Annotated in this window: 24 protein-coding genes; 10 read left to right on the top strand and 14 right to left on the bottom strand. The window is 73.8% G+C overall.

The features are described from left to right. Window positions 1–92: 92 nt before the first annotated feature. On the top strand, window positions 93–1,106 hold the full coding sequence (locus ACIGXE_RS29640; protein WP_399751983.1) for a phosphatase PAP2 family protein: 1,014 nt from the start codon (window positions 93–95) through the stop codon (window positions 1,104–1,106). Window positions 1,107–1,186: 80 nt separating this feature from the next. Here ACIGXE_RS29640 and ACIGXE_RS29635 read toward each other — a convergent pair whose 3' ends face one another. Further along, window positions 1,187–1,378, bottom strand: coding sequence for an I78 family peptidase inhibitor (locus tag ACIGXE_RS29635; protein ID WP_399751981.1), 192 nt, complete (start codon window positions 1,376–1,378; stop codon window positions 1,187–1,189). 318 nt (window positions 1,379–1,696) lie between these two features. Here ACIGXE_RS29635 and ctaD point away from each other — a divergent pair, with 318 nt between their 5' ends. After that, a complete protein-coding gene (gene ctaD, locus ACIGXE_RS29630) occupies window positions 1,697–3,409 on the top strand; it encodes a cytochrome c oxidase subunit I (RefSeq protein WP_399751979.1) in 1,713 nt (570 codons plus the stop codon). Between the two features lie 4 nt (window positions 3,410–3,413). Here ctaD and ACIGXE_RS29625 read toward each other — a convergent pair whose 3' ends face one another. The 3 genes from ACIGXE_RS29625 to ACIGXE_RS29615 form a co-directional block, all read right to left on the bottom strand. After that, on the bottom strand, window positions 3,414–4,691 hold the full coding sequence (locus tag ACIGXE_RS29625) for a glycosyltransferase (protein ID WP_399751977.1): 1,278 nt from the start codon (window positions 4,689–4,691) through the stop codon (window positions 3,414–3,416). Between the two features lie 67 nt (window positions 4,692–4,758). Continuing rightward, window positions 4,759–6,045, bottom strand: coding sequence for an ABC transporter substrate-binding protein (locus tag ACIGXE_RS29620; protein ID WP_399751975.1), 1,287 nt, complete (start codon window positions 6,043–6,045; stop codon window positions 4,759–4,761). Further along, on the bottom strand, window positions 6,023–6,520 hold the full coding sequence (locus ACIGXE_RS29615; protein WP_399751973.1) for a hypothetical protein: 498 nt from the start codon (window positions 6,518–6,520) through the stop codon (window positions 6,023–6,025). Before ACIGXE_RS29615 ends, ACIGXE_RS29620 begins: the two co-directional genes overlap by 23 nt. A gap of 105 nt (window positions 6,521–6,625) precedes the next feature. Between ACIGXE_RS29615 and ACIGXE_RS29610 the strand changes: the two genes are divergently transcribed. Genes ACIGXE_RS29610 through ACIGXE_RS29600 form a run of 3 tightly spaced genes read left to right on the top strand, consistent with a single transcriptional unit; the run spans window position 6,626 to window position 10,760 of the window. Continuing rightward, complete coding sequence (locus tag ACIGXE_RS29610) at window positions 6,626–7,111, top strand: hypothetical protein (RefSeq protein ID WP_399751972.1); 486 nt, start codon at window positions 6,626–6,628, stop codon at window positions 7,109–7,111. Further along, window positions 7,099–10,059: an ATP-binding cassette domain-containing protein gene (locus tag ACIGXE_RS29605; RefSeq protein ID WP_399751970.1), complete on the top strand. Its 2,961-nt coding sequence runs from the start codon at window positions 7,099–7,101 to the stop codon at window positions 10,057–10,059. Before ACIGXE_RS29610 ends, ACIGXE_RS29605 begins: the two co-directional genes overlap by 13 nt. After that, the gene (locus ACIGXE_RS29600) at window positions 10,056–10,760 is read left to right on the top strand and encodes an ATP-binding cassette domain-containing protein (protein ID WP_399751968.1); all 705 of its coding nucleotides are present in this window, start codon (window positions 10,056–10,058) and stop codon (window positions 10,758–10,760) included. The genes ACIGXE_RS29605 and ACIGXE_RS29600 overlap by 4 nt, the downstream gene beginning before the upstream one ends. Before the next feature lie 17 nt (window positions 10,761–10,777). On the opposite strand, the gene ACIGXE_RS29595 is transcribed toward ACIGXE_RS29600, so the two are convergent. After that, window positions 10,778–11,323, bottom strand: coding sequence for a transglycosylase family protein (locus ACIGXE_RS29595; RefSeq protein WP_399751966.1), 546 nt, complete (start codon window positions 11,321–11,323; stop codon window positions 10,778–10,780). Window positions 11,324–11,526: 203 nt separating this feature from the next. On the opposite strand from ACIGXE_RS29595, the gene ACIGXE_RS29590 reads away from it, so the two are divergent. Together ACIGXE_RS29590 and ACIGXE_RS29585 are read left to right on the top strand one after the other, a co-directional pair. Further along, window positions 11,527–12,309, top strand: coding sequence for a hypothetical protein (locus ACIGXE_RS29590; RefSeq protein WP_399751964.1), 783 nt, complete (start codon window positions 11,527–11,529; stop codon window positions 12,307–12,309). Window positions 12,310–12,494: 185 nt separating this feature from the next. Further along, entirely contained in the window at window positions 12,495–12,746 is a 252-nt protein-coding gene (locus ACIGXE_RS29585) for a hypothetical protein (protein WP_399751962.1), read from the top strand. 122 nt (window positions 12,747–12,868) lie between these two features. On the opposite strand, the gene der is transcribed toward ACIGXE_RS29585, so the two are convergent. The 5 genes from der to aroH all read right to left on the bottom strand — a co-directional run bounded on the left by der (window position 12,869) and on the right by aroH (window position 17,429). Continuing rightward, window positions 12,869–14,317, bottom strand: coding sequence for a ribosome biogenesis GTPase Der (gene der / locus ACIGXE_RS29580; protein ID WP_399751960.1), 1,449 nt, complete (start codon window positions 14,315–14,317; stop codon window positions 12,869–12,871). A 69-nt stretch (window positions 14,318–14,386) separates the two neighbouring features. Next, complete coding sequence (locus tag ACIGXE_RS29575) at window positions 14,387–14,974, bottom strand: lysophospholipid acyltransferase family protein (protein WP_399752205.1); 588 nt, start codon at window positions 14,972–14,974, stop codon at window positions 14,387–14,389. A 53-nt stretch (window positions 14,975–15,027) separates the two neighbouring features. Then, a complete protein-coding gene (gene cmk / locus ACIGXE_RS29570) occupies window positions 15,028–15,693 on the bottom strand; it encodes a (d)CMP kinase (protein WP_399752202.1) in 666 nt (221 codons plus the stop codon). A 288-nt stretch (window positions 15,694–15,981) separates the two neighbouring features. Then, a complete protein-coding gene (locus ACIGXE_RS29565) occupies window positions 15,982–17,070 on the bottom strand; it encodes a prephenate dehydrogenase (RefSeq protein ID WP_399751958.1) in 1,089 nt (362 codons plus the stop codon). Next, the gene (gene aroH / locus ACIGXE_RS29560) at window positions 17,067–17,429 is read right to left on the bottom strand and encodes a chorismate mutase (RefSeq protein ID WP_399751956.1); all 363 of its coding nucleotides are present in this window, start codon (window positions 17,427–17,429) and stop codon (window positions 17,067–17,069) included. The genes ACIGXE_RS29565 and aroH overlap by 4 nt, the downstream gene beginning before the upstream one ends. Window positions 17,430–17,654: 225 nt before the next feature. Between aroH and ACIGXE_RS29555 the strand changes: the two genes are divergently transcribed. Genes ACIGXE_RS29555 through ACIGXE_RS29545 form a run of 3 tightly spaced genes read left to right on the top strand, consistent with a single transcriptional unit; the run spans window position 17,655 to window position 19,248 of the window. After that, a complete protein-coding gene (locus ACIGXE_RS29555; protein WP_399751954.1) occupies window positions 17,655–17,990 on the top strand; it encodes a DUF952 domain-containing protein in 336 nt (111 codons plus the stop codon). A 45-nt stretch (window positions 17,991–18,035) separates the two neighbouring features. Beyond that, window positions 18,036–18,533: a Rieske (2Fe-2S) protein gene (locus ACIGXE_RS29550; RefSeq protein WP_399751952.1), complete on the top strand. Its 498-nt coding sequence runs from the start codon at window positions 18,036–18,038 to the stop codon at window positions 18,531–18,533. A gap of 10 nt (window positions 18,534–18,543) precedes the next feature. Continuing rightward, window positions 18,544–19,248 (top strand): DNA polymerase beta superfamily protein, encoded by a 705-nt coding sequence (locus tag ACIGXE_RS29545; protein ID WP_399751950.1) that lies wholly within the window; start codon window positions 18,544–18,546, stop codon window positions 19,246–19,248. 30 nt (window positions 19,249–19,278) lie between these two features. Here the strand turns inward: ACIGXE_RS29545 and ACIGXE_RS29540 are convergent, their stop codons facing one another. Genes ACIGXE_RS29540 through pnuC form a run of 4 tightly spaced genes read right to left on the bottom strand, consistent with a single transcriptional unit; the run spans window position 19,279 to window position 22,764 of the window. Next, window positions 19,279–20,304 carry an ADP-ribosylglycohydrolase family protein gene (locus ACIGXE_RS29540; RefSeq protein WP_399751948.1) on the bottom strand — a complete coding sequence of 342 codons (1,026 nt, stop codon included), beginning with the start codon at window positions 20,302–20,304 and terminating at the stop codon, window positions 19,279–19,281. After that, a complete protein-coding gene (locus tag ACIGXE_RS29535; protein ID WP_399751947.1) occupies window positions 20,301–21,041 on the bottom strand; it encodes an NUDIX hydrolase in 741 nt (246 codons plus the stop codon). Before ACIGXE_RS29535 ends, ACIGXE_RS29540 begins: the two co-directional genes overlap by 4 nt. Then, the gene (locus ACIGXE_RS29530; protein WP_399751946.1) at window positions 21,038–22,117 is read right to left on the bottom strand and encodes an AAA family ATPase; all 1,080 of its coding nucleotides are present in this window, start codon (window positions 22,115–22,117) and stop codon (window positions 21,038–21,040) included. The genes ACIGXE_RS29535 and ACIGXE_RS29530 overlap by 4 nt, the downstream gene beginning before the upstream one ends. After that, window positions 22,114–22,764, bottom strand: a complete 651-nt coding sequence (pnuC, locus tag ACIGXE_RS29525; RefSeq protein WP_399751945.1) for a nicotinamide riboside transporter PnuC — start codon at window positions 22,762–22,764, stop codon at window positions 22,114–22,116. Before pnuC ends, ACIGXE_RS29530 begins: the two co-directional genes overlap by 4 nt. Window positions 22,765–22,936 lie beyond the last annotated feature (172 nt).

Raw genomic sequence — 22,936 nt, 5'->3', positions numbered from 1 at the left:
ACGCCCGGCTGAGAGCAACTCCACATCACATCGTCATCACGAAGGCACCGGAACGACCAAGGTCGCTACTCACTCCCTGTAACGTCGATTGGGTGCGTACCGACATCTTTGCCCGGCTGGACCGGGAGCCGGAACCGCCGAAGATAGAGGTCCCGCGGATGACCCGCACGCGTCTCGCCCTCTTCGGCGGGACGTCGGCGTTCTATCTGGCCATCGTCGTCGCCGTACTGCTGTCGACCTGGCTGGTGACCCTCGACTGGAAGATCATGCTCTTCCGGCCCTATCAGCAGTGGCCGGAGCTGCACGCCTTCCTCGACTACTACGTCGTCCTCGGCCAGCGCGGCCCCACGGCCGTGATGGTGGCGGCCTGGCTGGGCTGGCGCTCCTGGCGCCAGCACACCCTGCGCCCGCTGCTCTCCCTCGGTGCCGCGCTGCTGCTGCTCAACGCGACGGTCGGCGCGGTCAAGCTCGGACTCGGCCGCCTCGGCCCCCACTACGCGACGCAGGTCGGCTCGGCCGAGCTCTTCGCCGGCGGCGATATATTCCCGTCCGGACACACCGCGAACGCGGTCGTGACCTGGGGAATCCTGGCCTATCTGGCGACCACGCCGAGGGCCCGCCGCTATCTGTCGGCCCTGTCGGCCGTGGTCGCGCTCGGGGTCGGTCTCACCACCGTCTACCTCGGCACGCACTGGCTCAGCGACGTGCTGCTCGGCTGGGCCGCCGGCCTGGTCATCCTGCTCGCGCTGCCCTGGTGCGAGCCGGTGATCGCGGTGGCGGAGGCCTGGATCCTGAGCCTGCGCGACCGGCTGCGCGAGCAGCTGCGGTCCCGCCGCCGGCTGGTGCCGTCGCTGCCCGTGGCGACCGGCGGTCCGCTGCCGGGGCTGTTCCCGCAGCGCCCGGCCGGGGCCGACGAGTCGGTCCGGGAGCCCGTGGGGGCCGGCTCCGGCCGGTCCGCGGCCGGCCGGGGCGCGGGTCTGCCGACGCCGCCGCTGGCCGCTCCCCGGGCCCACGCCGACCGTCACACGGTGCGTTCGGAGCGCGGTCCGGTCGGACCGGCCGGCAGCCGCCGCCCGCCGCACTCGCGGCCGGCGACCGGCGGCTGAGGCCGCCTCCCCCGGCGTACGGGAGGGCCCCGGCCGGATCCCCCGGCCGGGGCCCTCCCGCGTGTCCTGCGGCCCGCCGCTCAGCCGAGCCAGCTGCGGGTGACGACGCCTTCCTCGACCTCGAAGTTGATGCGCCCCTCCAGGTACTCCATGGTGATGATCGAGCCCGGCGGCAGGGACCGGACGACGCGCCAGCCCCGGTTCCGGGCGAGCCGTTCGGCCTCGTCCTCGGCGAGTCCCACATACGTATCGGGTGCGTGTTCGGGTGTCATACAGCTCACGTTAGTCCCCCGGCGGTCACGCTTGTGTCACAGCTTCTCGACATATGTTTGCCGCACCGCCGGTCGCCGGGAGTGGCGGTTTCCAGCCGTTTCCCGGGGAATTCCCGGTCATCCTCGCAAGGCGTTCCCCCACCGCGGGCACGGCCTCGGTGAATTCCGTTCGCCCGCGTTCGACGCGGAAATTCCCGGCCCGGCCCGACCGCCCGGCATTCACGTTTTCCCCGCAACCCGCACACGACGTCCGCCGACCGGACGACCTGTCGGGGCGGCCTCCCCCGTCACCCGGAGGGCGGGCGCCATCATCACCGGATGGGTACCGAGACCGAGTCCGCGGCCGTCGAATCGCCGCGGCAGCGGCATGGACGGATCCTGATCGACTGGATCACCACGACCGACCACAAGAAGATCGGTCACCTGTACCTGGTGACCGCGTTCGTCTTCTTCCTGATCGCCGGGGCGCTCGCCATGGTGATGCGGGCCGAGCTCGCCAGGCCGGGGCTCCAGCTGGTGTCGAACCTGGAGTTCAACCAGGCCTTCACCGTGCACGGCACCATCATGCTGCTGCTCTTCGCGACCCCGACCTTCGCGGGCTTCGCCAACGAGCTCGTACCGCTCCAGATCGGCGCGCCCGACGTCGCCTTCCCGCGGCTCAACATGTTCTCGTACTGGCTGTTCCTCTTCGGCGGCCTGATGGTGCTCGGCTCCTTCCTCACCCCGACCGGGCCGGCCGCCTTCGGCTGGACCGCCTACGCCCCGCTCAACAGCGCGCTGCGCTCGCCCGGCCTCGGCGTGGACCTGTGGATCATGGGGCTCGCCCTCTCCGGCTTCGGCACGATCCTCACCTCGGTGAACTTCCTGGCGACGATCATCGCGATGCGGGCGCCCGGCATGACGATGTTCCGCATGCCGATCTTCACCTGGAACGTCCTGTTCACCACGATCCTGGTGCTCGTCGCCTTCCCCGTGCTCGCGGCCGCCCTGCTGGTCCTGGAGTCCGACCGGCGGTTCGGCTCGGTGGCCTTCCAGCCGCAGAACGGCGGCGCGCTGCTCTGGCAGCACCTGTTCTGGTTCTTCGGGCACCCGGAGGTCTACATCATCGCGCTGCCGTTCTTCGGCATCGTCAGCGAGATCATCCCGGTCTTCGCCCGCAAGCCGATCTTCGGCTACGCGACCCTGATCGCGGCCACCATGTGCATCACCGGCCTCTCGGTGGTGGTGTGGGCGCACCACATGTTCGTGACCGGGGCGGTGCTGCTGCCCTACTTCTCCATGCTGTCGTTCCTCATCGCGGTGCCGACCGGCGTGAAGTTCTTCAACTGGACCGGGACCATGCTGCGCGGCTCGCTGTCCTTCGAGACGCCGATGCTGTGGTCGGTCGGCTTCCTGGTGTCGTTCCTGTTCGGCGGACTCACCGGGGTCGTCCTGGCCTCACCGCCGCTGGACTTCCACGTCACCGACTCGTACTTCGTGGTCGCCCACTTCCACTACACGGTCTTCGGCACCGTGGTCTTCGCGACCTTCGCCGGCTTCTACTTCTGGTGGCCGAAGTTCACCGGGCGGATGCTCGACGAGCGCCTGGGGAAGGTCCACTTCTGGACCCTCTTCGTCGGCTTCCACACCACCTTCCTGGTGCAGCACTGGCTGGGCGCGGAGGGCATGCCCCGGCGGTACGCCGACTACCTGGCCGCCGACGGCTTCACCGCCCTGAACACGGTCTCGACCATCGGCGCCTTCCTGCTGGGCGCCTCCACGCTGCCGTTCCTCCTCAACGTCTGGCAGACCTGGCGGTACGGGGCGAAGGTGGAGGTGGACGACCCCTGGGGGTTCGGCCGCTCGCTGGAGTGGGCGACGTCCTGCCCGCCGCCCCGGCACAACTTCCTGGTCGTGCCCCGGATCCGCTCCGAGGCCCCCGCCTTCGACCTGCACCACCCCGAGTTCGTCGCGTACGAGCGGCTGCTGACGGGCGGCCCGCCGCCGGAGCACCACCCGACCGGTCAGGGGCCCGGGACCACGGCTCCCTGAGCGCTCAGCGGAAGCGGCGCACGATCCTGCCCGCCCGGGCCCTCGCGGCGTAGCCGGCGTCGAGGACCGCCCCGACCGCCCGGTGGACGGCGGCGCGGGGCCGGCCGTGGCGGCGGGGGCGGGCGGTACCGGCGGCGGCGAGCTCGGTCCAGATGGTCTCGTGGCGCGCCGCGATCCGGACCGGGTCGAAACGCTCGGAGGCGACCAGGGCCGCCTTCGCCGCGCGGGCCCGGGCCTCGTCGTCGTTGATGAGGGCGAGCAGCGCGGCGGCCACCGCCGCCGTGTCGTCGACCGGGACGAGCCGGCCGTCGACACCGTCCTCGATGATCTCGGCGGGACCGTGCGGACAGTCGGTGGCGACCACGGGCAGACCGCAGCGCATCGCCTCGACGATGGTCATGCCGAAGGACTCACGGCGGGAGGTGACGGCGGCCAGCGAGCCCTTGGCCCACTCGGGCTCCATCGGGTGGGCGGTGCCCATGAGGAAGACGTGCTCGCCGAGCCCGCGCCGCTCGATCTGCCGGGACAGCTTCTGCTTCAGGTTGTCGGCGGCGTCGCCGGTGCCGTAGATCCGCAGCTTCCAGTCGGGGCGGGCGGCGGCCACGTCCGCGAAGGCGTCGATCAGCAGGTCGTAGCGCTTGACCGGGGTCAGCCGGCCGGCCGCCACGACGATCTTCGCGGCCGGGTCGGCGGCCGGCACGCCCGGCGCCGGCACACTGTTGGGCACGGCGTCGATCCGTACGTTCGGCAGGCCGAGGGCCCGGTAGGAGCGGGCGTCGGCCTCGGTGACGGTGGTGACCGCGTCGAGGAGGGCGTACTCGTGCGCGATGTCGCGGCGCAGCCGGTAGCTGTGCCCGTCGAGGATCAGGTGCTCCTGGCCGACGAGGACCGGCCCGCGCGGGGCCTGCCGGACGAGCTGCACGTTGAGCCCGGGGCGGGTGGCGACCACCACGTCCGCGTCGACGGAGGCCAGATGGGCGCCGATCCGGGCGTCGGTGAGCGCGCTGTACTGCTTCCAGCGCCCGTCGCCCCGCGGGAAGACCCGGGCGGGGCGGCGGAAGTCGGGGTGCCCGCCGTCGTAACCCGGGCTGTTCTTCCGGATGTCGACGAGGTGGCGCAGCGTCACTCCGTCGGGGACGCCGAGGATCGGCTCGTCGCGGTGGCGGAAGACCGAGACGATCTCCACCTCGTGACGTGCCGCCAGCTCGGCGGCGAGGGTGAAGGTGGTCCGGATGGTCCCGCCGATGTGGTAGCCGTTGTGGAGCAGGAAAGAGATGCGCATCGTGCCGCCGGTTCCCCCCGGTGAGGTGCCTGGTCGGGGCGACTGTACTGCCCCAGCCGGAAGTTGTTCACGGCCGGTACGGCAGCTGGGGGACCGTGGCACAGTTCGTGTTCATGTCGCCCTGCGTGACCCAGCCCCGGCCGTCCCGCCAACGGGCCACGGACAGACAGGTGCGCACGGCCCTCGGCGGCTCGGCGAGACGCACGAAGCGGACCGGCAGCAGCAGTCCGCGCGCGGTGTACGGCTGGGCCCGGCCGACGAACTCCTCCACACAGCCCTGGGTCAGCCCGCCGGGCCGGCCGAGACACCACTTCGCCGCGTCCGTGAACCACATGGCCGCCGCCCAGCCCTCCAACTGCCACTGGGAGAGCGCCCGGTTCCCCATGGCGGCCCGGAACTCCCGTACCGCCGGGACGTCCCGGTCGTCGTAGTTGCGGCTGGCCCCGGTGACGTAGAGCGCCGCCCGGCAGCCGGGCGAAGCGGCGTAGTCGCGGGGCACGGACGCGGACCAGTTCTGCACGTTGGTCACCTTCGCGGCGACCCGTACGCCCGAGGCCTCCATCGCCTCGCACAGCTGGGCGTTGCCGTGGGTGTCCATCGCGTCGAACACGACGTCGACGTGCTGCGCCCGCAGATCGGCGGCCACCGCGCGGAAGTTGGGCAGCACGAAGTCGACCTGCTCCTCGACGACCCGGTAGCCCTCGGCGCGCAGGCCCGCGGAGACCAGCCGGGCGTACGAGGCGGAGGCGGCCTGGTTGTACGAGACGACGGCGGCGGTCCGGGCGCCCAGATGGGTCCTGAACCACCGGTACACCTCCGTGCCGCCGTACAGGACCCCGTTCCAGCCGGGCGCCCTGCCGGTGCGCGGGGCGGAACTGCCGTAGATCCCGTACAGGTGCGGATACGTGTCGTAGGCCGGCGTCAGCGGCTGGCCGCCGATGTCGGGGACGCCGGCCTTCGCGACCAGCGGGGCGCCCGCGTAGTCCAGGGCGGTGGTGGCGACCAGGGCGAAGACCTTCCGCTCGTCGACCAGCTTGTGCACACAGGCGTTGTTGCCGATGCCGCTGCCGCCGTCGTCGCAGGTGACGACCTCGATCCGGCGCCCGTCCAGGCCGCCGCGGGCGTTGAGGGCGTCGAAGTAGGCGCGGGCGCCGTCGCGCGGACCGGTGAAGGTCTCGCCGCCCACCGGGCTGGTGGCGCTGGTGATGACGCCGACGCGGAGCGGCTCACCGCCTGAGGGGTGAGCGGTGGGCCGCGTCTCGAAGGCGCGCTCCGGGAGCCGGCTGCCGCAGCCCGCGACCAGGCCGGCGAGCAGCAGCGCCGCCAGGCACTCAGCAGCCCGGAACCGTCGCACCGCTCAGCTGCACCAGGCTGCAGAGGGTCTTCTCGGACACCTTCCAGGTGTCGTTCTGGAGCACGGAGGTGCCCTTGGCGTCCGGCAGCGCCGGGTTGCCGCCGACCAGCAGGTCGTAGGTGACGTTCGCGTTCGTGGGCGAGGTGAACGCGATGCCCTTCACCTCGGCCGAGCTCATGGCCGCGTTCTTGTCACCGGCGAAGGCCGCGAGGACGGCCGCCATCTTCGGGCCGTTCTCCAGCAGCTTGACCCGCTCGGCGGTGGGGGTCTTCGGATCGAAGAAGGCCGTCCAGTTCTTGGTGATCTCCGCCTTGGCGGCGGCCGGGTCCGCCGGCTGGTCGGAACCGGCGGGCGGGGCGGTCGGGCTGGTCTGACCGGAGGACGAGCCGGAGTCGTCCGAGCAGCTCGCCACGGCCGGCGTCAGGACCAGCACCACGACGGCCGCCAGCGCGGCGGAGCGTCTCTTGAGAACCATCTGGCTCACCACCGGATGTCCGTGCAGGCCGGGCGGCCTGATGATTCCAGGGTGTGCCGCTTCGGGGCATAGTGCAAGGAAGGGACGAAAGGCGGGTGATGCCCCGTGCCGTCGACATCCCGGATCCCCCTGATCCTCCTGTGGGCCGGACTCGTGGCGGCCGCCGGGGGCGCGGTGCTGTCCGTGGCCGGCTGGTACGGGATCTCCGGTGAGCGCTTCGCCGAACGCCAGCTCCCGTACCTGGCCTCGTGCACGCTGCCCGGGGCGGCGCTGATCGTGGCGGGAGCGGTGCTGTACGTGGGCGGAGTGCTGGCCGACCGGAGCGAAGGACCCGGCCCCGGACCGGAAGGCGCCCCGGAACGCGCATACGAACGGGGACGGGGACGCGAACGGGTGGGCGGCGAGGGAGACGTGTCCGCTGCCCCCTCTCCCCCGCACCCCCCGTCCTCCTCCGACCCGCCGCTGCGGGTCCCGGGGGGGACGCTGGCGCACCGCCCGGACTGCCCGCTGATCATGGGAAAACCGGAGGCGGTCCCGGTCGGGGACGCCGTGCTGACGCCGTGCCCGGTGTGTGAACCGTGGCCTCGCTGACGTACGACCTCACGCTCGCCGGTCTCGCGATCGGCAGCGCGGCGGCGCTCACCGGCATCGGACTGATCGTCACCTACCGGGCCACCGGCGTCCTCAACCTGGCGCACGGCGCGATCGCCATGATCTGCGCGTACGTGGTGCGCCACCTGGTCGTCGAGTGGGGCTGGCCGCTGCCGCTCGGAGCGCTCGTCACGCTGCTCGTGGTGGCACCGGCCATCGGCCTGCTGCTGGACCGGGTGGTGTTCCGGCCGCTGGCGCTGGCCGGCGCGGGCGCGGCGCAGACCCTGGTCGCCTCGATCGGCGTCTTCGTGCTGCTGGTCGGCACGGCGGCCCTGATCTGGGGTGGCGACGCCCGCGCGGACGCGCCGGTGCTCCTGGGGGACGACCCGTGGGCCCAGCTCGCGGTGGTGGTGGCGCTGGCCTGCCTGGTGGGGGCGGTGACGCGGTGGACGCGGTTCGGGCGGGAGCTGCGGGCGGTGGTGGACAACCGCCCGCTGGCCGTCCTGTCCGGCATCCCGGCGGACCGGGTGTCGGCGGCGGGCTGGGCGTTCGGCTCCTTCACGGCGGGCCTCACGGGCGTGCTGATCGCCCCGTACGTGCGGCTCGACCCGTACGGGATGCCGCTGCTGGTGGTGGAGGTGATCGCGGTCGCGGTGCTGGCCCGGATGCGGAGCCTGCCCGTCGCGATCGGGTCCGCGCTGGCGCTCGGCGTGGCCCAGGCGCAGCTGACCCGGCTGCACCCGCCGGGCTGGGCGGGCGAACTGGTCCAGGCGGCCGGGGCGAACCTGTTCGTGCTGGCGCTGCTCGTGGCGGCCCTGGTCCTGCCCGGCGTGGGCACGGACGACACGCTCCCGTCACCCGGGGCAGCGCCACGGGTCCCGGCGCCGGTGTGGCTGCTGACCGCCCTCCTCTTCCTCCTGCCCCTGGCCCTCGCGGGCGAGGACCTGACGACGGCGGTGCAGATCCCGGCGCTGGCGGTGATCCTCCTGTCCCTGGTGGTGGTCTCGGGCCGGGGCGGCCAGATCGCGTTGGGGCAGGCGGCGTACGCGGGCCTGGGAGCGCTGTTCACGGCCCTGCTGGCGGCGGCCGGCCTGCCGGAACTGCCGGCGCTCGGACTGGCCGTGGTGTGCGTGGCGCCGCTGGGCCTGCTGACCGGATGGCCGGCGATCCGCCGCCACGGACTGGCCCTGGCGCTGGCGACGCTGGCGGTGGGCGTGGCGGTGAGCCGCTTCGTCTTCGCGCAGCCGTACGCCACGGCGGGCGTGACGCTGCAACGCCCGCCCGGCCTGGACCGGGACCGCCCTTACTACGCCGTGGAACTGGCCGTCCTGACGTGCTGTCTGCTCCTGGTCGCCGCGCTGCGCCGGGGCCGCGCGGGCAGGGAGCTGGCCGCCCTGCGGGACCACGAACGGGGCGCGGAGGCGGCGGGCGTCCGGGTGGCGGGCCTGAAGCTGCTCGTCTTCGTCCTGGGCGCGGCGCTGGCGGCGCTGGGCGGGGGGCTGCTGGGCATGGGCGTCCGCGCGTTCGACCCGGACGCGTTCGACCCGGTCCGCGGACTCCTGTGGTTCGCCGCGGTCCTGACCCTGGGCGCCGACACCCTCCTCACGCCGTTGGCGGCGGCGGCCCTCCTGGTCGCCCTGGACGCGGGCACGCACGCGGGGGTGGCGGTGGCCCTGATCGGCCTCCTGGCCACCCTGACGGGCCGGATCCCCCCTCTCCTCACCACCCTCCTCCCCCGAACCCACCCCCCGGAAGCCGGCCGCTCCGGACACCGCACGAAGCCCGCCACCCCGACACCGCCGCCCCCGCCCGGCGCGGCCGGCCCCGCCACCCACCCCAAAGCCCGGCTGCCCCACCCCGACGAACCACGGCCCGCCGCCGTCCTCGGCCCAACCGCAGACCGCCCCCACCCCGACCAGCCGACGACCACCGTCGTCGTCGGCGGCCCGACCGATAACCGGCTTCACCCCGACGAGCCGCCGACCGCCGACGGGGCCGCAGCCCCCAGGGGAGAACCCGCGGACACCGCCCCACCCCCACAGGCGGCACAGCCGGGAACCCCCGGCCCGGCCGAAGACCGGCCGGTGCCTCACCGGCCCAGGCCCGCCGACACCCCCACCCCCCTCACGGGAGAACCCCCAGACACCACCCCGCCCGCACGGGCGGCACGGGCGGGACCCCCGCCAGGCCCGGCCGGCGGCCTCGGCCCGGCGCCCCGCCGGCCCGAGGCCGCCCACACTGCCGCACCCGACGTGGGCCGCCCGGCCGAGCGCCGCGCCCCCGCGCCGACGCTCACCGCCCACCGCCTCACCCACACCTACCCCGGCGGCCTCACTGCCCTCGACCGCGTCGACCTGGTGCTCCGCGCGGGCACGGTGACCGCCGTCGTCGGGCCCAACGGCGCGGGGAAGAGCACCCTCTTCGACTGTCTCGCCGGCACCCTGCGCCCCACCGCCGGCCGTGTCACCCTCGGCGGCGTCGACATCACGGCGCGCCCCGCCCACGCCCGCCACCGCCTGGGGATCGCCCGGACGTTCCAGCAGCTCGCCGTGTTCCCGTCGCTCACGGTCGAGGAGAACGTGCGCGTCGGCGCGCGGGACGCCCGGGCCGAGCCGGTCGAGCAGGCGCTTCGCCTGTTCGGGCTGGCAGGCGCCGAGCGGTACCGCACCGCGGCCGGGCTGCCGACCGGGATGCTGCGCCGGGTGGAACTGGCCCGCGCGCTCGCGAGCACACCGCACACGCTCCTGCTCGACGAGCCCGCCGCGGGGCTGGACGCGGACGAGACCGCCGCGCTGGCCCGGACCCTCTCCGCCCTCGCGGCCGACGGCCTGACGGTGCTCGTCGTCGAGCACGACCCCGACCTCGTGGCCGGCATCGCCGACACCGTCCACACCATGGAAGGCGGCCGCATCGTGTCCCGGGCCCCGGAGCCGGCGGCGTCGTCATGACCGTCGAGATCGCCCTCCGCCGCGCCCGGGTCCGTTACGGCCCCCTGGAGGCCCTGCACGGTCTCGACCTCGCGCTGCCCGCCGGCACCGTCTCGGTCCTCCTCGGCCGCAACGGTTCGGGCCGCACCACGGCCCTGCGCGCCCTCGCCGGTACGGTGCCGCTGGCCGGCGGAAGCGTGGTCTGGCGGGGTACGGACGTCACCGGGCTGCCGGCCCACCGGCGGGCCCGTCGCGGGCTGTGCTTCGTACCGGACCTACGGGCCGTGTACGCGACCCTCACGGTCGCCGAGAACCTGGACCTGGCGGCTCCGGGCCGCCGGGACGCGGCCCTCGCCGCGTACCCGGAGCTCGCCCGGCTGCTCACGCACCGCGCCGGCACGTTGTCCGGCGGGGAGCGCCGGATGCTGGCGCTGACCCGGGCGCTGCTCGCGCCCGCCCCCCGCGTGGTGCTGGTCGACGAGGCGTCGCTCGGCATGGCACCGGCCGTGGCCTCGCGCACGTACGGGCTGCTCGCGGCGCTCACCCGCCCGCCCCTGTCGGCGGCGGTCGTACTGGCCGAGCAGCGGGTCCCACAGGGGCTGCCGCCGGGCTCGCTCGCGTACGAGCTGAGCCGCGGCTCCCTCGCGACCGCAGGCGAGATCACCACCCCCGCCCCAGGCACCCACCCGCCTCCGAACCCACCCCCCGACACCACCCCCTGAGCCACGGCCCCCGCCGCCTACAGCGGCGAAAGCCTCAGCATCGTGCCCGTGGTCAGGCGGTTCGGGTCCGGGCCGATCGTCGATCTGTTCGTTGCGTACAGGGCCTGCCAGCCGCCCCGGATCTTGAAGCGTCGGGCGATCGCGCTGAGCGTGTCGCCGGGTTGCACCACGTGCGCGCGTCCGCTCAGGCCGTACCGGCGGGAGCAGGCCGGCCAGGCGCTCCAGCCCTGCACCCGCAGCACGTTCTCGGCGACCTTGATCTGCTGCGCCCGGGTCGCCAGGTCGGCGCGGCGCGCGTACCGGCGGCCGCCGAACTCGTCCCAGGTCGCGGGCCAGAACTGCAGCCCGCCGTAGAAGCCGTTGCCCGTGTCGGCGCGCCAGTCCCCGCCGCTCTCGCAGGCGGCGACGCACCCCCACGGCCACTGGTCCTTCACGCACGCCTCGACGGGCGTGGGGGCCGCGGGGGCCCCGGGGGCCGCCGCGGCGGCTGCGGCGAGGCCCTGCGGGAGCAGCGCCGCCGCCAGCACGACGGCACCGGCCGTCCAAGATCGGATCTTCGACATCGGGGCAGGCTAGGCAGCGGTCCCGCGCCCCGCGCCCGTGCCGCGCGGAACAGCGTTCACATGCCACCCGTCCGGAGTCATGCGGGCGCGGCCCAACTTGTCCGCCCCGGACGCGTTACCCGGGCCGATCCTTCCCCGTTGAACTCGGCATGAGACGACCGGGAACCGCCCGGCGTCGCACGCGAAGAGTCCAGGAGTCCCCCGTGCCGCGCATGCTCGACGTCAGCGAGGACGTACGCGCCGAGATCGGCGACGAAGAAGCCGACCGGCTGCTGGCCGGTGAGAACGCCCCGGGCAGCTACGACTGCACCTCCTGCCGTACGCCGGGCAACTCCGAGCAGGAGCGGACCAGCACGGTGCTGTTCGTCGGCGAGGAGACCGCCGTGCTCGCCTTCGCCCACGCCACCTGCATCCCGTCCCAGGTCGTCCGGGTCGCCGAGGAGCAGCTGCAGGGCGCCGTCGCCTCGATCACGGCGGCCGACGCCGCCGACTCCCTCTCCGCCGCCCACCCCGAGCAGGCGGTCCTGGGCATCACCAGCGGCCTGGTCCTGATCGAGGGCGAGCTGCACCCGGCGCTGGTGGTGGAGCCGACCGCGCCGGTCGCCCGTCCCGGCTCGGACGGTCTGACGGACGAGTTCCTGCAGCTCCTGGTCGAGCAGGGCTTCCAGCCGGTCGCCGACGTCAACCAGAAGCCGGTCCCGCTGCCCGGCTGGTCGGTGCTGGTGGCCATGGGCCAGCTGCACTCGGTGCTCCAGCCCGGTACGGGCGGCACGGGCCAGGTCGCCTGGTGGCAGGCGCACCAGCCGCTGCAGGTCACGGAGGGCTGGCGGGCCGCGGCGAACAAGTCGCACACGGTCCTGGTCTTCGCCGCCCCGGTCGGCTCCATCGGCCAGCAGCCGCGCGAGGACCTGCTCCGCGACGCCCTGGAGAAGGCCGCGGCCAACGGGCGTCTGGTGGCCGCCGCGATGCCGCTGGCCGGCACGTGACGGACCACGCGCGTCCCGGCTTAGCGCCGGGCCGCGTCCCGGGGGTGCCGACCGTTCCGCGGCCCCGGCCGGCTCCTCTTTCCGAGGGGCGCCCGCATCCCACGGACGGCGGGGTCGTTGGCACATACGTGCACGCATACGAGCATTTCCGCCAGCAGTATCCGAGTCCCGCCCCGATCCCGGCCATGCGCCCGGCGCAGGACGTGTCGGGGGGGCTCTCGGCGACGCCGATCTACGACGCCCTGTACTCCGAGTACCGGCGGTCGTTCCGCACGCTGCCGGGTGACCGCAGCGGCGAGGAGGAGCTGAGCTTCCGCTCCTTCGCCGCGACGTCGGGCGGGCATCGCCGGCCCACCGGGGCGGGCACGGCATCAGGAGCGGGAGCGGGCTGGGTGCCGGCGTACGTGCTGCCGCCGAGTCCGAGGAGCAGCCTGTAGGAACGGCCGAGGGCCGGGGCGTGAAGCCCCGGCCCTCGGCCGTTCCCTAGGCCATTCCCCGGCCGTTGCCGCCGTGCGACGGTCCGCCGTCGTGTGACAGCCGCCGCCGCTCCTGGCGGCCGCTACTTCTTCTTGCCGCGCTTCTCGCGCACGCGCACCGACATGTGGATCGGGGTGCCCTCGAAGCCGAACTCCTCGCGGAGACGACGCTCGACGAAGCGGCGGTAGCCCGCCTCCAGGAAGCCGGAGGCGAAGAGCACGAACCGGGGCGGCTTGGTGCCCGCCTGCGTACCGAACAGGATGCGGGGCTGCTTGCCGCCGCGGATCGGGTGCGGGTGGGCGGCGACGAGCTCGCCGAGGAAGGCGTTGAGCCGGCCGGTGGGGACGCGGGTCTCCCAGCCGGCGAGGGCGGTCTCGATCGCCGGGACCAGCTTCTCCATGTGGCGGCCGGTCTTGGCGGAGACGTTGACCCGGGGCGCCCAGGAGACCTGCTGCATCTCGGTCTCGATCTCGCGCTCGAGGTAGTAGCGGCGCTCCTCGTCGAGCTCGTCCCACTTGTTGTAGGCGATGACGATGGCGCGGCCCGCCTCGACGGCCATGGTGATGATGCGCTGGTCCTGCACCGAGATGTGGTCGGTGGTGTCGATGAGGATGACGGCCACCTCCGCCTTCTCGACGGCGGCCGCGGTGCGCAGGGAGGCGTAGTAGTCCGCGCCCTCCTGGAGGTGGACCTTCTTGCGGATGCCCGCGGTGTCCACGAACTTCCAGGTCTTGCCGCCGAGGTCGATCAGCTCGTCGACCGGGTCGCGGGTGGTGCCGGCCAGCTCGTTGACGACGACGCGGTCCTCGCCGGCGACCTTGTTGAGCAGGGAGGACTTGCCGACGTTGGGGCGGCCGATGAGGGCGATGCGGCGCGGCCCGCCGACGGCGGTGCCGAAGCGCTGCTCGGGGGCGTCGGGCAGGGCCTTCAGGACCTCGTCGAGCAGGTCGCCGGTGCCGCGGCCGTGCAGCGAGGAGACGGGGAACGGCTCGCCGAGGCCCAGGGACCACAGCATGGCGGCGTCGGCCTCGCCGGACTGGCCGTCGACCTTGTTGGCGGCCAGGACGACGGGCTTGCCCGCGCGGCGGAGCAGCTTGACGACGGCCTCGTCGGTGTCGGTGGCGCCGACGGTGGCGTCCACCACGAAGAGGCAGGCGTCGGCGGCCTCGATGGCGTACTCGGCCTGGGCGGCGACGGAGGCGTCGATGCCGAGGACGTCCTGCTCCCAGCCGCCGGTGTCGACGACCTTGAAGCGACGGCCGGCCCACTCGGCCTCGTAGGTGACGCGGTCGCGGGTGACGCCGGGGCGGTCCTCGACGACGGCCTCGCGGCGTCCGATGATGCGGTTCACCAGGGTCGACTTGCCGACGTTCGGGCGGCCGACGACGGCGAGGACGGGCAGCGGGCCGTGCCCGGCCTCCTCGATCGCGCCCTCGACGTCCTCGAGGTCGAAGCCCTCTTCCGCGGCGAGCTCCATGAACTCCGCGTACTCGGCGTCGCCAAGTGCCCCGTGGTCGTGCTGGTCGTTCATGAAGTCCGTTCCTCGATCATTCGTGGTCGGTGGGTCCCCGTCGCCGGGGCCCACTACTCAGAGTGTCGCTCAGCGCCCGGTCAGGCGCCTGGCGTTTTTCAGGTGGTCGGTGAGCCGTTCCTGGATGCGGACGGTCGCCTCGTCCAGCGCCTTGCGGGTGCGCCGGCCGCTGCCGTCGCCGGCCGCGAAGGCGTCGCCGAAGACGATGTCGACGTCGCTGCGGAACCGGGGCAGTGCCTTGACCAACCGTCCCGGCTTGTCGGTGCTTCCCAGCACCGCCACGGGGACGATCGGCGCGCCGCTGCGGACGGCGAAGTAGGCGAGGCCGGCGCGGAGCGAGGCGAAGTCGCCCTCGCCCCGGGTGCCCTCGGGGAAGATCCCCAGCACGCCGCCGTGCTCCAGGACCGCGAGGGCGTTGCCTATCGCGGCGCGGTCGGTGGAGTGGCGGTCCACCTTGAGCTGCCCGATGCCTTCCAGGAAGGCGCCCAGCGGTCCGACGAACGCTTCCTTCTTGATGAGGAAGTGCACGGGCCGCGGGGCGGTGCCCATGAGCATGGGGCCGTCGATGTTGTGCGCGTGGTTGACGGCGAGGATGACGGGGCCGGAGGCCGGAACCCGCCAGGCGCCCAGGACGCGCGGCTTCCAGAGGCCGTACATCAGCCCGATGCCGATGCCCCGGCCGACGGCGGCGCCCCGCTCGGAGGGCTGGGTCACTTGGCGGCCGTCCGCTTCTCCTCCACCAGGGTGACGACGCACTCGATGACCTGGTCGAGGGTGAGCTCGGTGGTGTCGACCTCGACGGCGTCGTCCGCCTTGGCGAGCGGGGAGGTCTTGCGGCTGGAGTCGGCCGCGTCCCGCTTGATCAGGGCCTGCCGGGTGGCGTGCACGTCGGCGCCCTTGAGCTCGCCGGAGCGGCGGGCGGCGCGGGCCTCCGGGGAGGCGGTCAGGAAGATCTTGAGGTCGGCGTCGGGGAGGACGGTGGTGCCGATGTCCCGGCCCTCGACGACGATGCCGCGCTCGGCGCCCCTGGCGATGGACCGCTGCAGCTCCGTGATCAGGGCGCGCACCTCCGGGACGGCGCTGACGGCGCTGACCTTGGAGGTGACCTCCTCGGTGCGGATCGGGCCGGCGGCGTCGACGCCGTCGACGGTGATGGTCGGCCTGAGCGGGTCGGTGCCGGACACGATGTCGGGCTTGGCGGCGGCGTTGGCGACCGCGTCGGCGTCGTGGACGTCGACACCGTTGCTGATCATCCACCAGGTGATGGCCCGGTACTGGGCCCCGGTGTCGAGGTAGCTCAGCCCCAGCTTGGCGGCAACCGCCTTCGAGGTGCTCGACTTGCCCGTGCCGGAGGGGCCGTCGATGGCGACGATCACGGTTTCCACGGTGGGGAACGCCTTCCTGGGGGGAGCGGGAGGTCCCGGCGGACGTGCGGGGACCCCCACAAGGTTACCGAGTCCCCCGCACCCGTTCGGCCCAGCGCCCTGCCGCCCGCCTGGGCGGCACCCGGCTGTGCCACGGGGGGAGACTCGGTTGCCCGCCGGGGCGGCACCCGACTACCCCACCAGGGCGCCACCCGACTGCCCGCCGGGGCGCCACCCGACTCCCCACCGGGGCGGCGTTCGGCCGTGCCGGCGGGCGGGCCCGCCGCGGTCCCGCCGCCGTCAGCCCGTGCGCAGGGCCCAGCCCCGCTCCCGCAGGGCCTCGGCGAGGACCGGGGCGGCCGTCGGCTCGACCATCAGCTGGACCAGACCGGCCTGCTGGCCCGTCGCGTGCTCGATGCGCACGTCCTCGATGTTGACGCCGGCGCGGCCCGCGTCCGCGAAGATGCGGGCGAGCTCGCCGGGCTGGTCGCTGATGAGGACCGCGACGGTCTCGTACGCCGTCGGGGCGGCGCCGTGCTTGCCGGGGACGCGGGCGCGGCCGGCGTTGCCGCGGCGCAGGACGTCCTCGACGCCGGAGGCGCCGGCCCGGCGCTTGGCGTCGTCCTCGGACTCGAGCGCCCGCAGGGCCCGTACCGTCTCGTCCAGGTCCGCGGCCACGCCCGCGAGGACGTCGGCGACGGGGCCCGGGTTGGCGGAGAGGATCTCGACCCACATGCGCGGGTCGGAGGCGGCGATCCGGGTGACGTCGCGGATGCCCTGCCCGCAGAGCCGTACCGCCGTCTCGTCCGCCCCTTCCAGCCGCGCCGCGACCATCGAGGACACGAGCTGCGGGGTGTGCGAGACGAGAGCGACCGCCCGGTCGTGGGCGTCGGCGTCCATGACGACGGGGACGGCCCGGCAGAGGGCGACCAGTTCCAGGGCGAGGTTCAGGACCTCGGTGTCGGTGTCCCGGGTCGGGGTGAGGACCCACGGGCGACCCTCGAAGAGGTCGGCGGTGGCGGCCAGCGGTCCGGAGCGCTCCTTGCCGGACATCGGGTGCGTGCCGATGTAGGCGGTGAGGTCCAGGCCCATGTCGAGCAGCTCCCGCTTGGGTCCGCCCTTGACGCTGGCCACGTCGAGGTAGCCGCGGCCGAGCCCGGCCCGGATCGCGTCGGCGAGGGTGCCGGCGACGTGCGCGGGCGGTACGGCGACGACCACGAGGTCCACCGCGCCCTCGGGCGCCTCGTCCGTGCCGGCGCCGAGCGCGGCGGCGGTACGGGCCCGGGCGGGGTCGTGGTCGCGCAGGTGGACGGTGACCCCGCGCCCGGCGAGGGCGAGCGCCGCCGAGGTGCCGATCAGACCGGTGCCGATGACGAGCGCGGTTCTCACTGGGCGATGTCCTTGCGCAGGGCGGCCGCGGCACCGAGGTAGACGTGCGCGATCCGGGACTTGGGCAGATCCGACTCGACGTGCGCGAGGAGCCGTACGACCCTCGGCATCGCGCCCGCTATGTCGAGCTCCTGGGCGCAGATCAGCGGAACGTCCACGATCCCGATGCGGCGGGCGGCCGCGGCGGGGAAGTCGCTGCGCAGGTCCGGCGTGGCCGTGAACCAGATGCTGATGAGGTCGTCCGTGCTCAGCCCGTTGCGTTCGAGGACGGCGGTGAGCAGCTCCTCGACCTGCTCGTGCATGTGCCCGGCCTCGTCCCGCTCCAGCTGGACGGCGCCTCGGACCGCTCGTACCGCCACCTCGTCACTCCTTCGTCGCCTGCGTCGGTGCTCCTCCGGCCAGCCTAGTCAGCCGTACGGCGTCGCCGTCGCGGGCGCCCGCCCTCCGAGACGGCGGCAGAGGTCCGCGTCGGCCCTCGTCGGCCCTCGTCGGCTCTCTCCTCGGCCATGATCAATGTCACCCGGGCCGGGCGGTGCCGCCACTCGGGGTAGGGGCGGGTGCGAGCGCGGGGTAGAACTGTCGGCATGCTGCTGCACGTCGTACCGCTGGACGAATGGTCCGCCGACCCCGAGCTCCCCTACGCCCCGCCCTCCCTCGCCGCCGAGGGCTTCGTCCACTGCTCCCCGGACGAGCCGGCGGCCCTCGCCATCGCCGACGGCCATTACCGGGACGTGCCGGGTCCGCTCCTGGTCCTGGTGATCGACGAGACCCGGCTGTCCGGGGAGGTCCGCTGGGAGGGCTCGGAGGACATGCTCTTCCCGCACGTGTACGGGCCGGTCGAGCGGGCCGCCGTCACGTCGGTCCTGGAGGTACGGCGGGACGCGGAGGGCCGGGCGAGGGAGCTGGCGCCCTGGGCCTAGGCGTGTTGCGGCGCCGGGGGCGGACAGCTCGCCAAGCTGGTCGGCATGACTGCTGACGCCCTGCCCCGCCTGTCCCGCCGTGCGGCGCTCATCGCCGGTACGGTCCTGGTCACCGGCTGCGGTGACGACGGATCGGGCACCTCGGAGGAGACGACGCCCGCCGCGCCCCCGACCGAGGCCTCGTCCCCGAGCGCCTCCCGCCCCGCGCAGCCCTCCTCCGTCCCCTCCTCGCCCTCCCCTTCCGCCTCCGCAGACGGCCGGCCGCTGGCGAAGACCTCCGAGATCCCGGTCGGCGGCGGCACGGTCTTCAAGGACGCGAAGGTCGTCGTCACGCAGCCCGCGAAGGGCGACTTCAAGGCCTTCTCGGCGGTGTGCACCCATCAGGGCTGCCTGGTGGACAAGGTGGCCGACGGCACGATCGACTGCCCGTGCCACGGCTCGAAGTACCGGATCACGGACGGTTCGGTGGCGGGGGGACCGGCGCCCCGCCCGCTGCCGCCGGAGGAGATCCGGGTCTCGTCGGGAACGATCACCCTGCCCTAGCCTGTCGCGCATGACTCCTGAAGAACTGGTGCGCGATCACACGATCTACTCCTGCGTCATGGGGTCGCGCGCCTTCGGTCTGGCGACCGAGGACAGCGACATCGACCGCAGGGGCGTCTTCCTCGCGCCCACCCCGCTGTTCTGGCGCTTCGACAAGCCGCCGGCCCATGTGGAGGGCCCGGCCGACGAGCAGTTCAGCTGGGAGCTGGAACGCTTCTGCGAGCTCGCCCTGCGCAACAACCCGAACGTCCTGGAGTGCCTCCACTCCCCCGTGGTCGAGCACGCCGACGCCCTCGGCCGGGAGCTGCTGGACCTGCGCGGCGCGTTCCTGTCGCGCCAGGCCCACGCCACCTTCGTCCGCTACGCGACCGGCCAGCGCCGCAAGCTGGACGCGGACGTGCGCCATCACGGCGCCCCGCGCTGGAAGCACGCGATGCACCTGCTGCGCCTGCTGACCACCTGCCGCGACCTGCTGCGCAGCGGCGAGCTCCGGATCGACGTCGGCGAGGAGCGCGACCGCCTGCTCGCGGTCAAGCGCGGCGAGGTGACCTGGCCGGAAATCGAGTCCTGGATGAACCGCCTCCAGGACGAGGCCGACGAGGCCCACTCGACCACCCCCCTCCCGGACACCCCGGACCACGCCCGCGTCCAGGACTTCCTCGTCCGCGCCCGCCGGGCCTCGGCGGAACGCGAGCTCCAGCCCAGCCGCGCCTAGGCCCGGGTCCGCCCGGACGGACTCCGGGATTCAGGCGTCCCAGAGCGCGCCGAAGGCGAGGAGTTCGTCGCGGTGTTCGAGGTGTGCGGTCCATTCCTTCGGCCAGGCGTCCGCGCCCAGGTGGGCGCCGGCGAAGGCGCCCGTGAGGGCGGCGATGGAGTCGGAGTCGCCGCGGGTGCAGGCGGCGCGGCGGAGGGCGGTCAGGGGCTCGTCGGGGAAGAGGAGGAAGCTGAGGAGGGCGGTGGCCAGGGCCTCCTCGGCGATCCAGCCGTCGCCGGTGTACTGACACGGGTCGAGCTCCGGGTCGGCGGTGCGCTGGACGGCATCCAGGCGCTCCAGGACGGTCAGGCACTCGTCCCAGCCGCGCCGGATGAAGTGGGTGGCGTCGGGGTCCTGGGAGCGGGTCCACAGGTCGCCGAGCCAGGGCTCCTGGTAGCGGGAGCGGTTGTCGAGGGCGTACGAGCGGAGCCGGCCGACCAGGCCGGTGGGGTCCGTGCCCTGGGCGAGCAGGTGGACGGCCCGGGCCGTCAGGTCGGAGGCCGCGAGGGCGGTGGGGTGCCCGTGGGTGAGGGCGGACTGGAGCTGGGCGGCGCCGGAGCGCTGCTCGTCCGTGAGGCCGGGCACGAGACCGATGGGCGCGACGCGCATGTTGGCGCCGCAGCCCTTGGAGTGGATCTGGCTGGCGTCCTGCCACAGGCGGTCGCTGTCGAGGAGCCTGCAGGCCACCATGCAGGTGCGGCCGGGGGCCCGGTTGTTCTCCGGCGAGTGGTACCAGTCGACGTACTCCGACCGTACGGGCCGGGCGAGGCGCAGCGGGGCGAGCGCACCCCGGTCCATGGCGGTGCGGATGCCCCGCGCGAAGGCGAGGGTCATCTGGGTGTCGTCGGTGATGTACGCCGTGCCCCGGCTGATCGGCAGCTCCATGGCGCGCCACGGCCCGCACTTGGCGAGGATCCGCGGCACGTCGTCGAACTCGGTGGGGAAGCCGAGGGCGTCTCCCAGTGCCAGGCCGACCAGGGCGCCCGTCGCGGCCTTCTTCGTCCCCCGTGTGGTCATTCCGTCCGTCCTTCCGGTCGCAGCAGCGGCGGGTGGAGGGCGGTCGCCTCGCCCGCCCGGTAGAGGGCGGCCGGTTTTCCGCGGCCGCCGGTGCGGCGCGGGGGTGCCTCGACGGGCCGGACGAAGCCGGGGGTGGCGAGGACCTTGCGCCGGAAGTTGGGGCGGTCGAGTGCGACGCCCCAGACCGTCTCGTAGACCTGCCGCAGCTCGCCGAGGGTGAACTCGGGCGGGCAGAAGGCGGTGGCGAGACAGGTGTACTCGAGCTTGGCGCCGACGCGTTCGCGGGCGTCGGCGAGGATCCGGTCGTGGTCGAAGGCGAGGTCGCGGACGTCCTCGTACGGCAGCCAGCGGGCCTGCGCCGCGTCGCCGCCGCCGCGCGGCTCGGGCAGGTCGGGCACGAGCGCGGTGAAGGCGACGGAGACCACCCGCATCCGGGGGTCGCGGTCGGGTTCGCTGTAGGTGCGCAGCTGTTCGAGGTGGAGCCGGCCCGCGGTGGTGCCGGACAGGCCGGTCTCCTCGGCGAGTTCGCGGCGCGCGGCCCGCTCGGCGGACTCGTCGGGCAGGACGAAGCCGCCGGGCAGGGCCCAGGCGCCCGCGTAGGGCTCCTGGCCCCGTTCGACGAGCAGGACGTGCAGGCGTTCCTCGCGGACGGTGAAGACGGCGAGGTCGGCGGTGAGGGCGAAGGGCTCGAAGCCGTACTTGTCGTAGCCCGCGGGGCCCGGCTGTGCGGTGGTCATCTGCGTTCCGGTAGGGGGTCGGTGAACTGCCAGCCCTCGGCGAGCAGCGCGTCCACGGCGGCGACGGCCGTCGCGAGACGCTCCTCGTGCGGGCCGGTGAGGACGACGGTCCTGCGGCCGGTGTGGGCGAGCTGGGTGAGGAAGCGCGCGGTCATCCAGGGCCTCAGGTGCTCGCCGTCGCGCAGTCCGTCGTCCTCGAAGGGGACGCCCCGGTGGTCGGTGAGCAGCCACAGGTGCTGCCGCCCGCGGGCGGCGATCTCGCCGGTGCCGGGGCTGCTGGTGCCCATGTAGCGCTCGTGCCAGATGGTGGTGGCGAAGGCGTCGGTGTCGCAGAAGAGGACCGGCGAGCCGTCGCGGGCGGCCTCCTCCTCCAGCTCGGCCTGGCGTAGGGCGATGACGGGGAAGTCGGCGGAGTGGAAGACCACGTCCGACCAGCCGGCGCCGGGCCGCTCGGCCCGGAGCTCGGCGAGCTTGAGCTCGCTGTACTCGCGCCCGTACTCGGGCACGGACCGGGTGCGGGCCCAGACGCCGCCGCGGCGCCGGTAGTGGTCGGCGAGGGCGAGCGCCATGGTGGTGGTCCCGGTGGACTCGGCGCCCAGGACGACGACCCGCCGGGTGAGCGCGGCCCGTACGGGGGCCTCCAGGAAGTCCCAGCAGGCGACGGGGTCGGCGCGGACGGCGGTCCCGGAGACGGGGTGGCGGAGCCGCTCGGGGTCGACGCACACGGAGTCGGCGCCGAAGCGGCGGGCGAGCTCCTCGCCGTACGGCTCCGAGGTGAAGACGGCGTCGACGGGCTCCGGCACGGCGGCCCGGAAGATCTTCATGTGGGCGTCCCACACGTCGGGGTCGTGGAGGTCGACGGGAACGTCGTCGACGGCGCCGACGACGAGCACGTCGGGGTGGATCTCGCGCATCCAGGCGACGCGGTCGGCGAGGGGCAGGGACTCCACGGAGGAGGCGCACACGAGCACGGTGAGGCGGTCGCACCGCTCGCGCGCGGTGCGGACGAGGTGGTGGTGGCCGGCGTGCGGCGGATAGAACTTGCCGAGGACCAGACCGTGCCCGTAGCGGCTCATGCCCGGGCCTCCCGGACGCGGAGGGAGCCGGTCAGGTCACGGCGCCAGTCGCGCAGTCCGACGGCGCACAGCGTCATGAAGCCGACGTAGAGCAGCGAGGTCAGGTAGAGCTCCTTGTACGCGTACAGCGGCACGTAGATCACGTCGGCGGCGATCCAGAGCCACCAGGACTCCAGGCGCTTGCGGCACTGGCCGTAGGTGGCCGTGAGGGAGAGCGCGGTGGTCAGGGCGTCCCAGAAGGGGACGGTCGAGTCCGTGGCCCGGTCGAGGAGCAGGGTGAGGACGAGGGTCCCCACCGCCCCCGCCGCCAGCAGCCAGATCCACTCGGTGCGGCTGGTGCGCCGTACCGGGAGGGTGTCGGAGCCTGGTCCACCCCCGTGGGTCCAGGTCCACCAGCCGTAGGCGGCGAGGGCGATGAAGACGAACTGGAGGCCGGCATCGGCGTAGAGCCCGCTCTGGGTGAAGAGCAGGACGAAGAAGAGGTTGTTGGCGATGCCGATGGGCCAGTTCGCGACGTGCTGGCGGGCGACGAGCCAGACGCAGAGCGCGCCGCTGCCGAAGCCCAGGACCTCGGTCCAGCTGACCGGGGTGTCGAGCAGGGTGAAGAGCGGCCGCTGCAGTGGTTCCAGGACGTTCGCGAGACTCATGCCCGCCTCCTTGCATCCTTAAGAGTCAGCCTGACTATAAATGGCGGCGCGGCTCGACCACAAGTACGAAAAAGGCCCGCGACCGCCGGTGTGGCGGTCACGGGCCTTCATGGCCGGAAGGGCTGCCGGCGGGGGCCGCCGGCGGGAGGGGCTGCCGGCGGGGGCCGCAGGC

It is taken from the genome of Streptomyces sp. NPDC053431, from assembly GCF_044544925.1.
Taxonomy (GTDB): domain Bacteria; phylum Actinomycetota; class Actinomycetes; order Streptomycetales; family Streptomycetaceae; genus Streptomyces.
This window is presented reverse-complemented; position numbering and strand designations above follow the sequence as displayed.

Bases quoted from the DNA above. Each gene is read 5' to 3' on its own strand.
- ACIGXE_RS29635 (WP_399751981.1), bottom strand. From the start codon at position 1,378: ATGACACCCGAACACGCACCCGATACGTATGTGGGACTCGCCGAGGAC.
- ctaD (WP_399751979.1), top strand. From the start codon at position 1,697: ATGGGTACCGAGACCGAGTCCGCGGCCGTCGAATCGCCGCGGCAGCGG.
- ACIGXE_RS29625 (WP_399751977.1), bottom strand. From the start codon at position 4,691: ATGCGCATCTCTTTCCTGCTCCACAACGGCTACCACATCGGCGGGACC.
- ACIGXE_RS29615 (WP_399751973.1), bottom strand. From the start codon at position 6,520: ATGGTTCTCAAGAGACGCTCCGCCGCGCTGGCGGCCGTCGTGGTGCTG.
- ACIGXE_RS29600 (WP_399751968.1), top strand. From the start codon at position 10,056: ATGACCGTCGAGATCGCCCTCCGCCGCGCCCGGGTCCGTTACGGCCCC.
- ACIGXE_RS29595 (WP_399751966.1), bottom strand. From the start codon at position 11,323: ATGTCGAAGATCCGATCTTGGACGGCCGGTGCCGTCGTGCTGGCGGCG.
- ACIGXE_RS29585 (WP_399751962.1), top strand. From the start codon at position 12,495: ATGCGCCCGGCGCAGGACGTGTCGGGGGGGCTCTCGGCGACGCCGATC.
- der (WP_399751960.1), bottom strand. From the start codon at position 14,317: ATGAACGACCAGCACGACCACGGGGCACTTGGCGACGCCGAGTACGCG.
- ACIGXE_RS29575 (WP_399752205.1), bottom strand. From the start codon at position 14,974: ATGTACGGCCTCTGGAAGCCGCGCGTCCTGGGCGCCTGGCGGGTTCCG.
- ACIGXE_RS29555 (WP_399751954.1), top strand. From the start codon at position 17,655: ATGCTGCTGCACGTCGTACCGCTGGACGAATGGTCCGCCGACCCCGAG.
- ACIGXE_RS29550 (WP_399751952.1), top strand. From the start codon at position 18,036: ATGACTGCTGACGCCCTGCCCCGCCTGTCCCGCCGTGCGGCGCTCATC.
- ACIGXE_RS29545 (WP_399751950.1), top strand. From the start codon at position 18,544: ATGACTCCTGAAGAACTGGTGCGCGATCACACGATCTACTCCTGCGTC.
- ACIGXE_RS29540 (WP_399751948.1), bottom strand. From the start codon at position 20,304: ATGACCACACGGGGGACGAAGAAGGCCGCGACGGGCGCCCTGGTCGGC.
- ACIGXE_RS29535 (WP_399751947.1), bottom strand. From the start codon at position 21,041: ATGACCACCGCACAGCCGGGCCCCGCGGGCTACGACAAGTACGGCTTC.
- ACIGXE_RS29530 (WP_399751946.1), bottom strand. From the start codon at position 22,117: ATGAGCCGCTACGGGCACGGTCTGGTCCTCGGCAAGTTCTATCCGCCG.
- pnuC (WP_399751945.1), bottom strand. From the start codon at position 22,764: ATGAGTCTCGCGAACGTCCTGGAACCACTGCAGCGGCCGCTCTTCACC.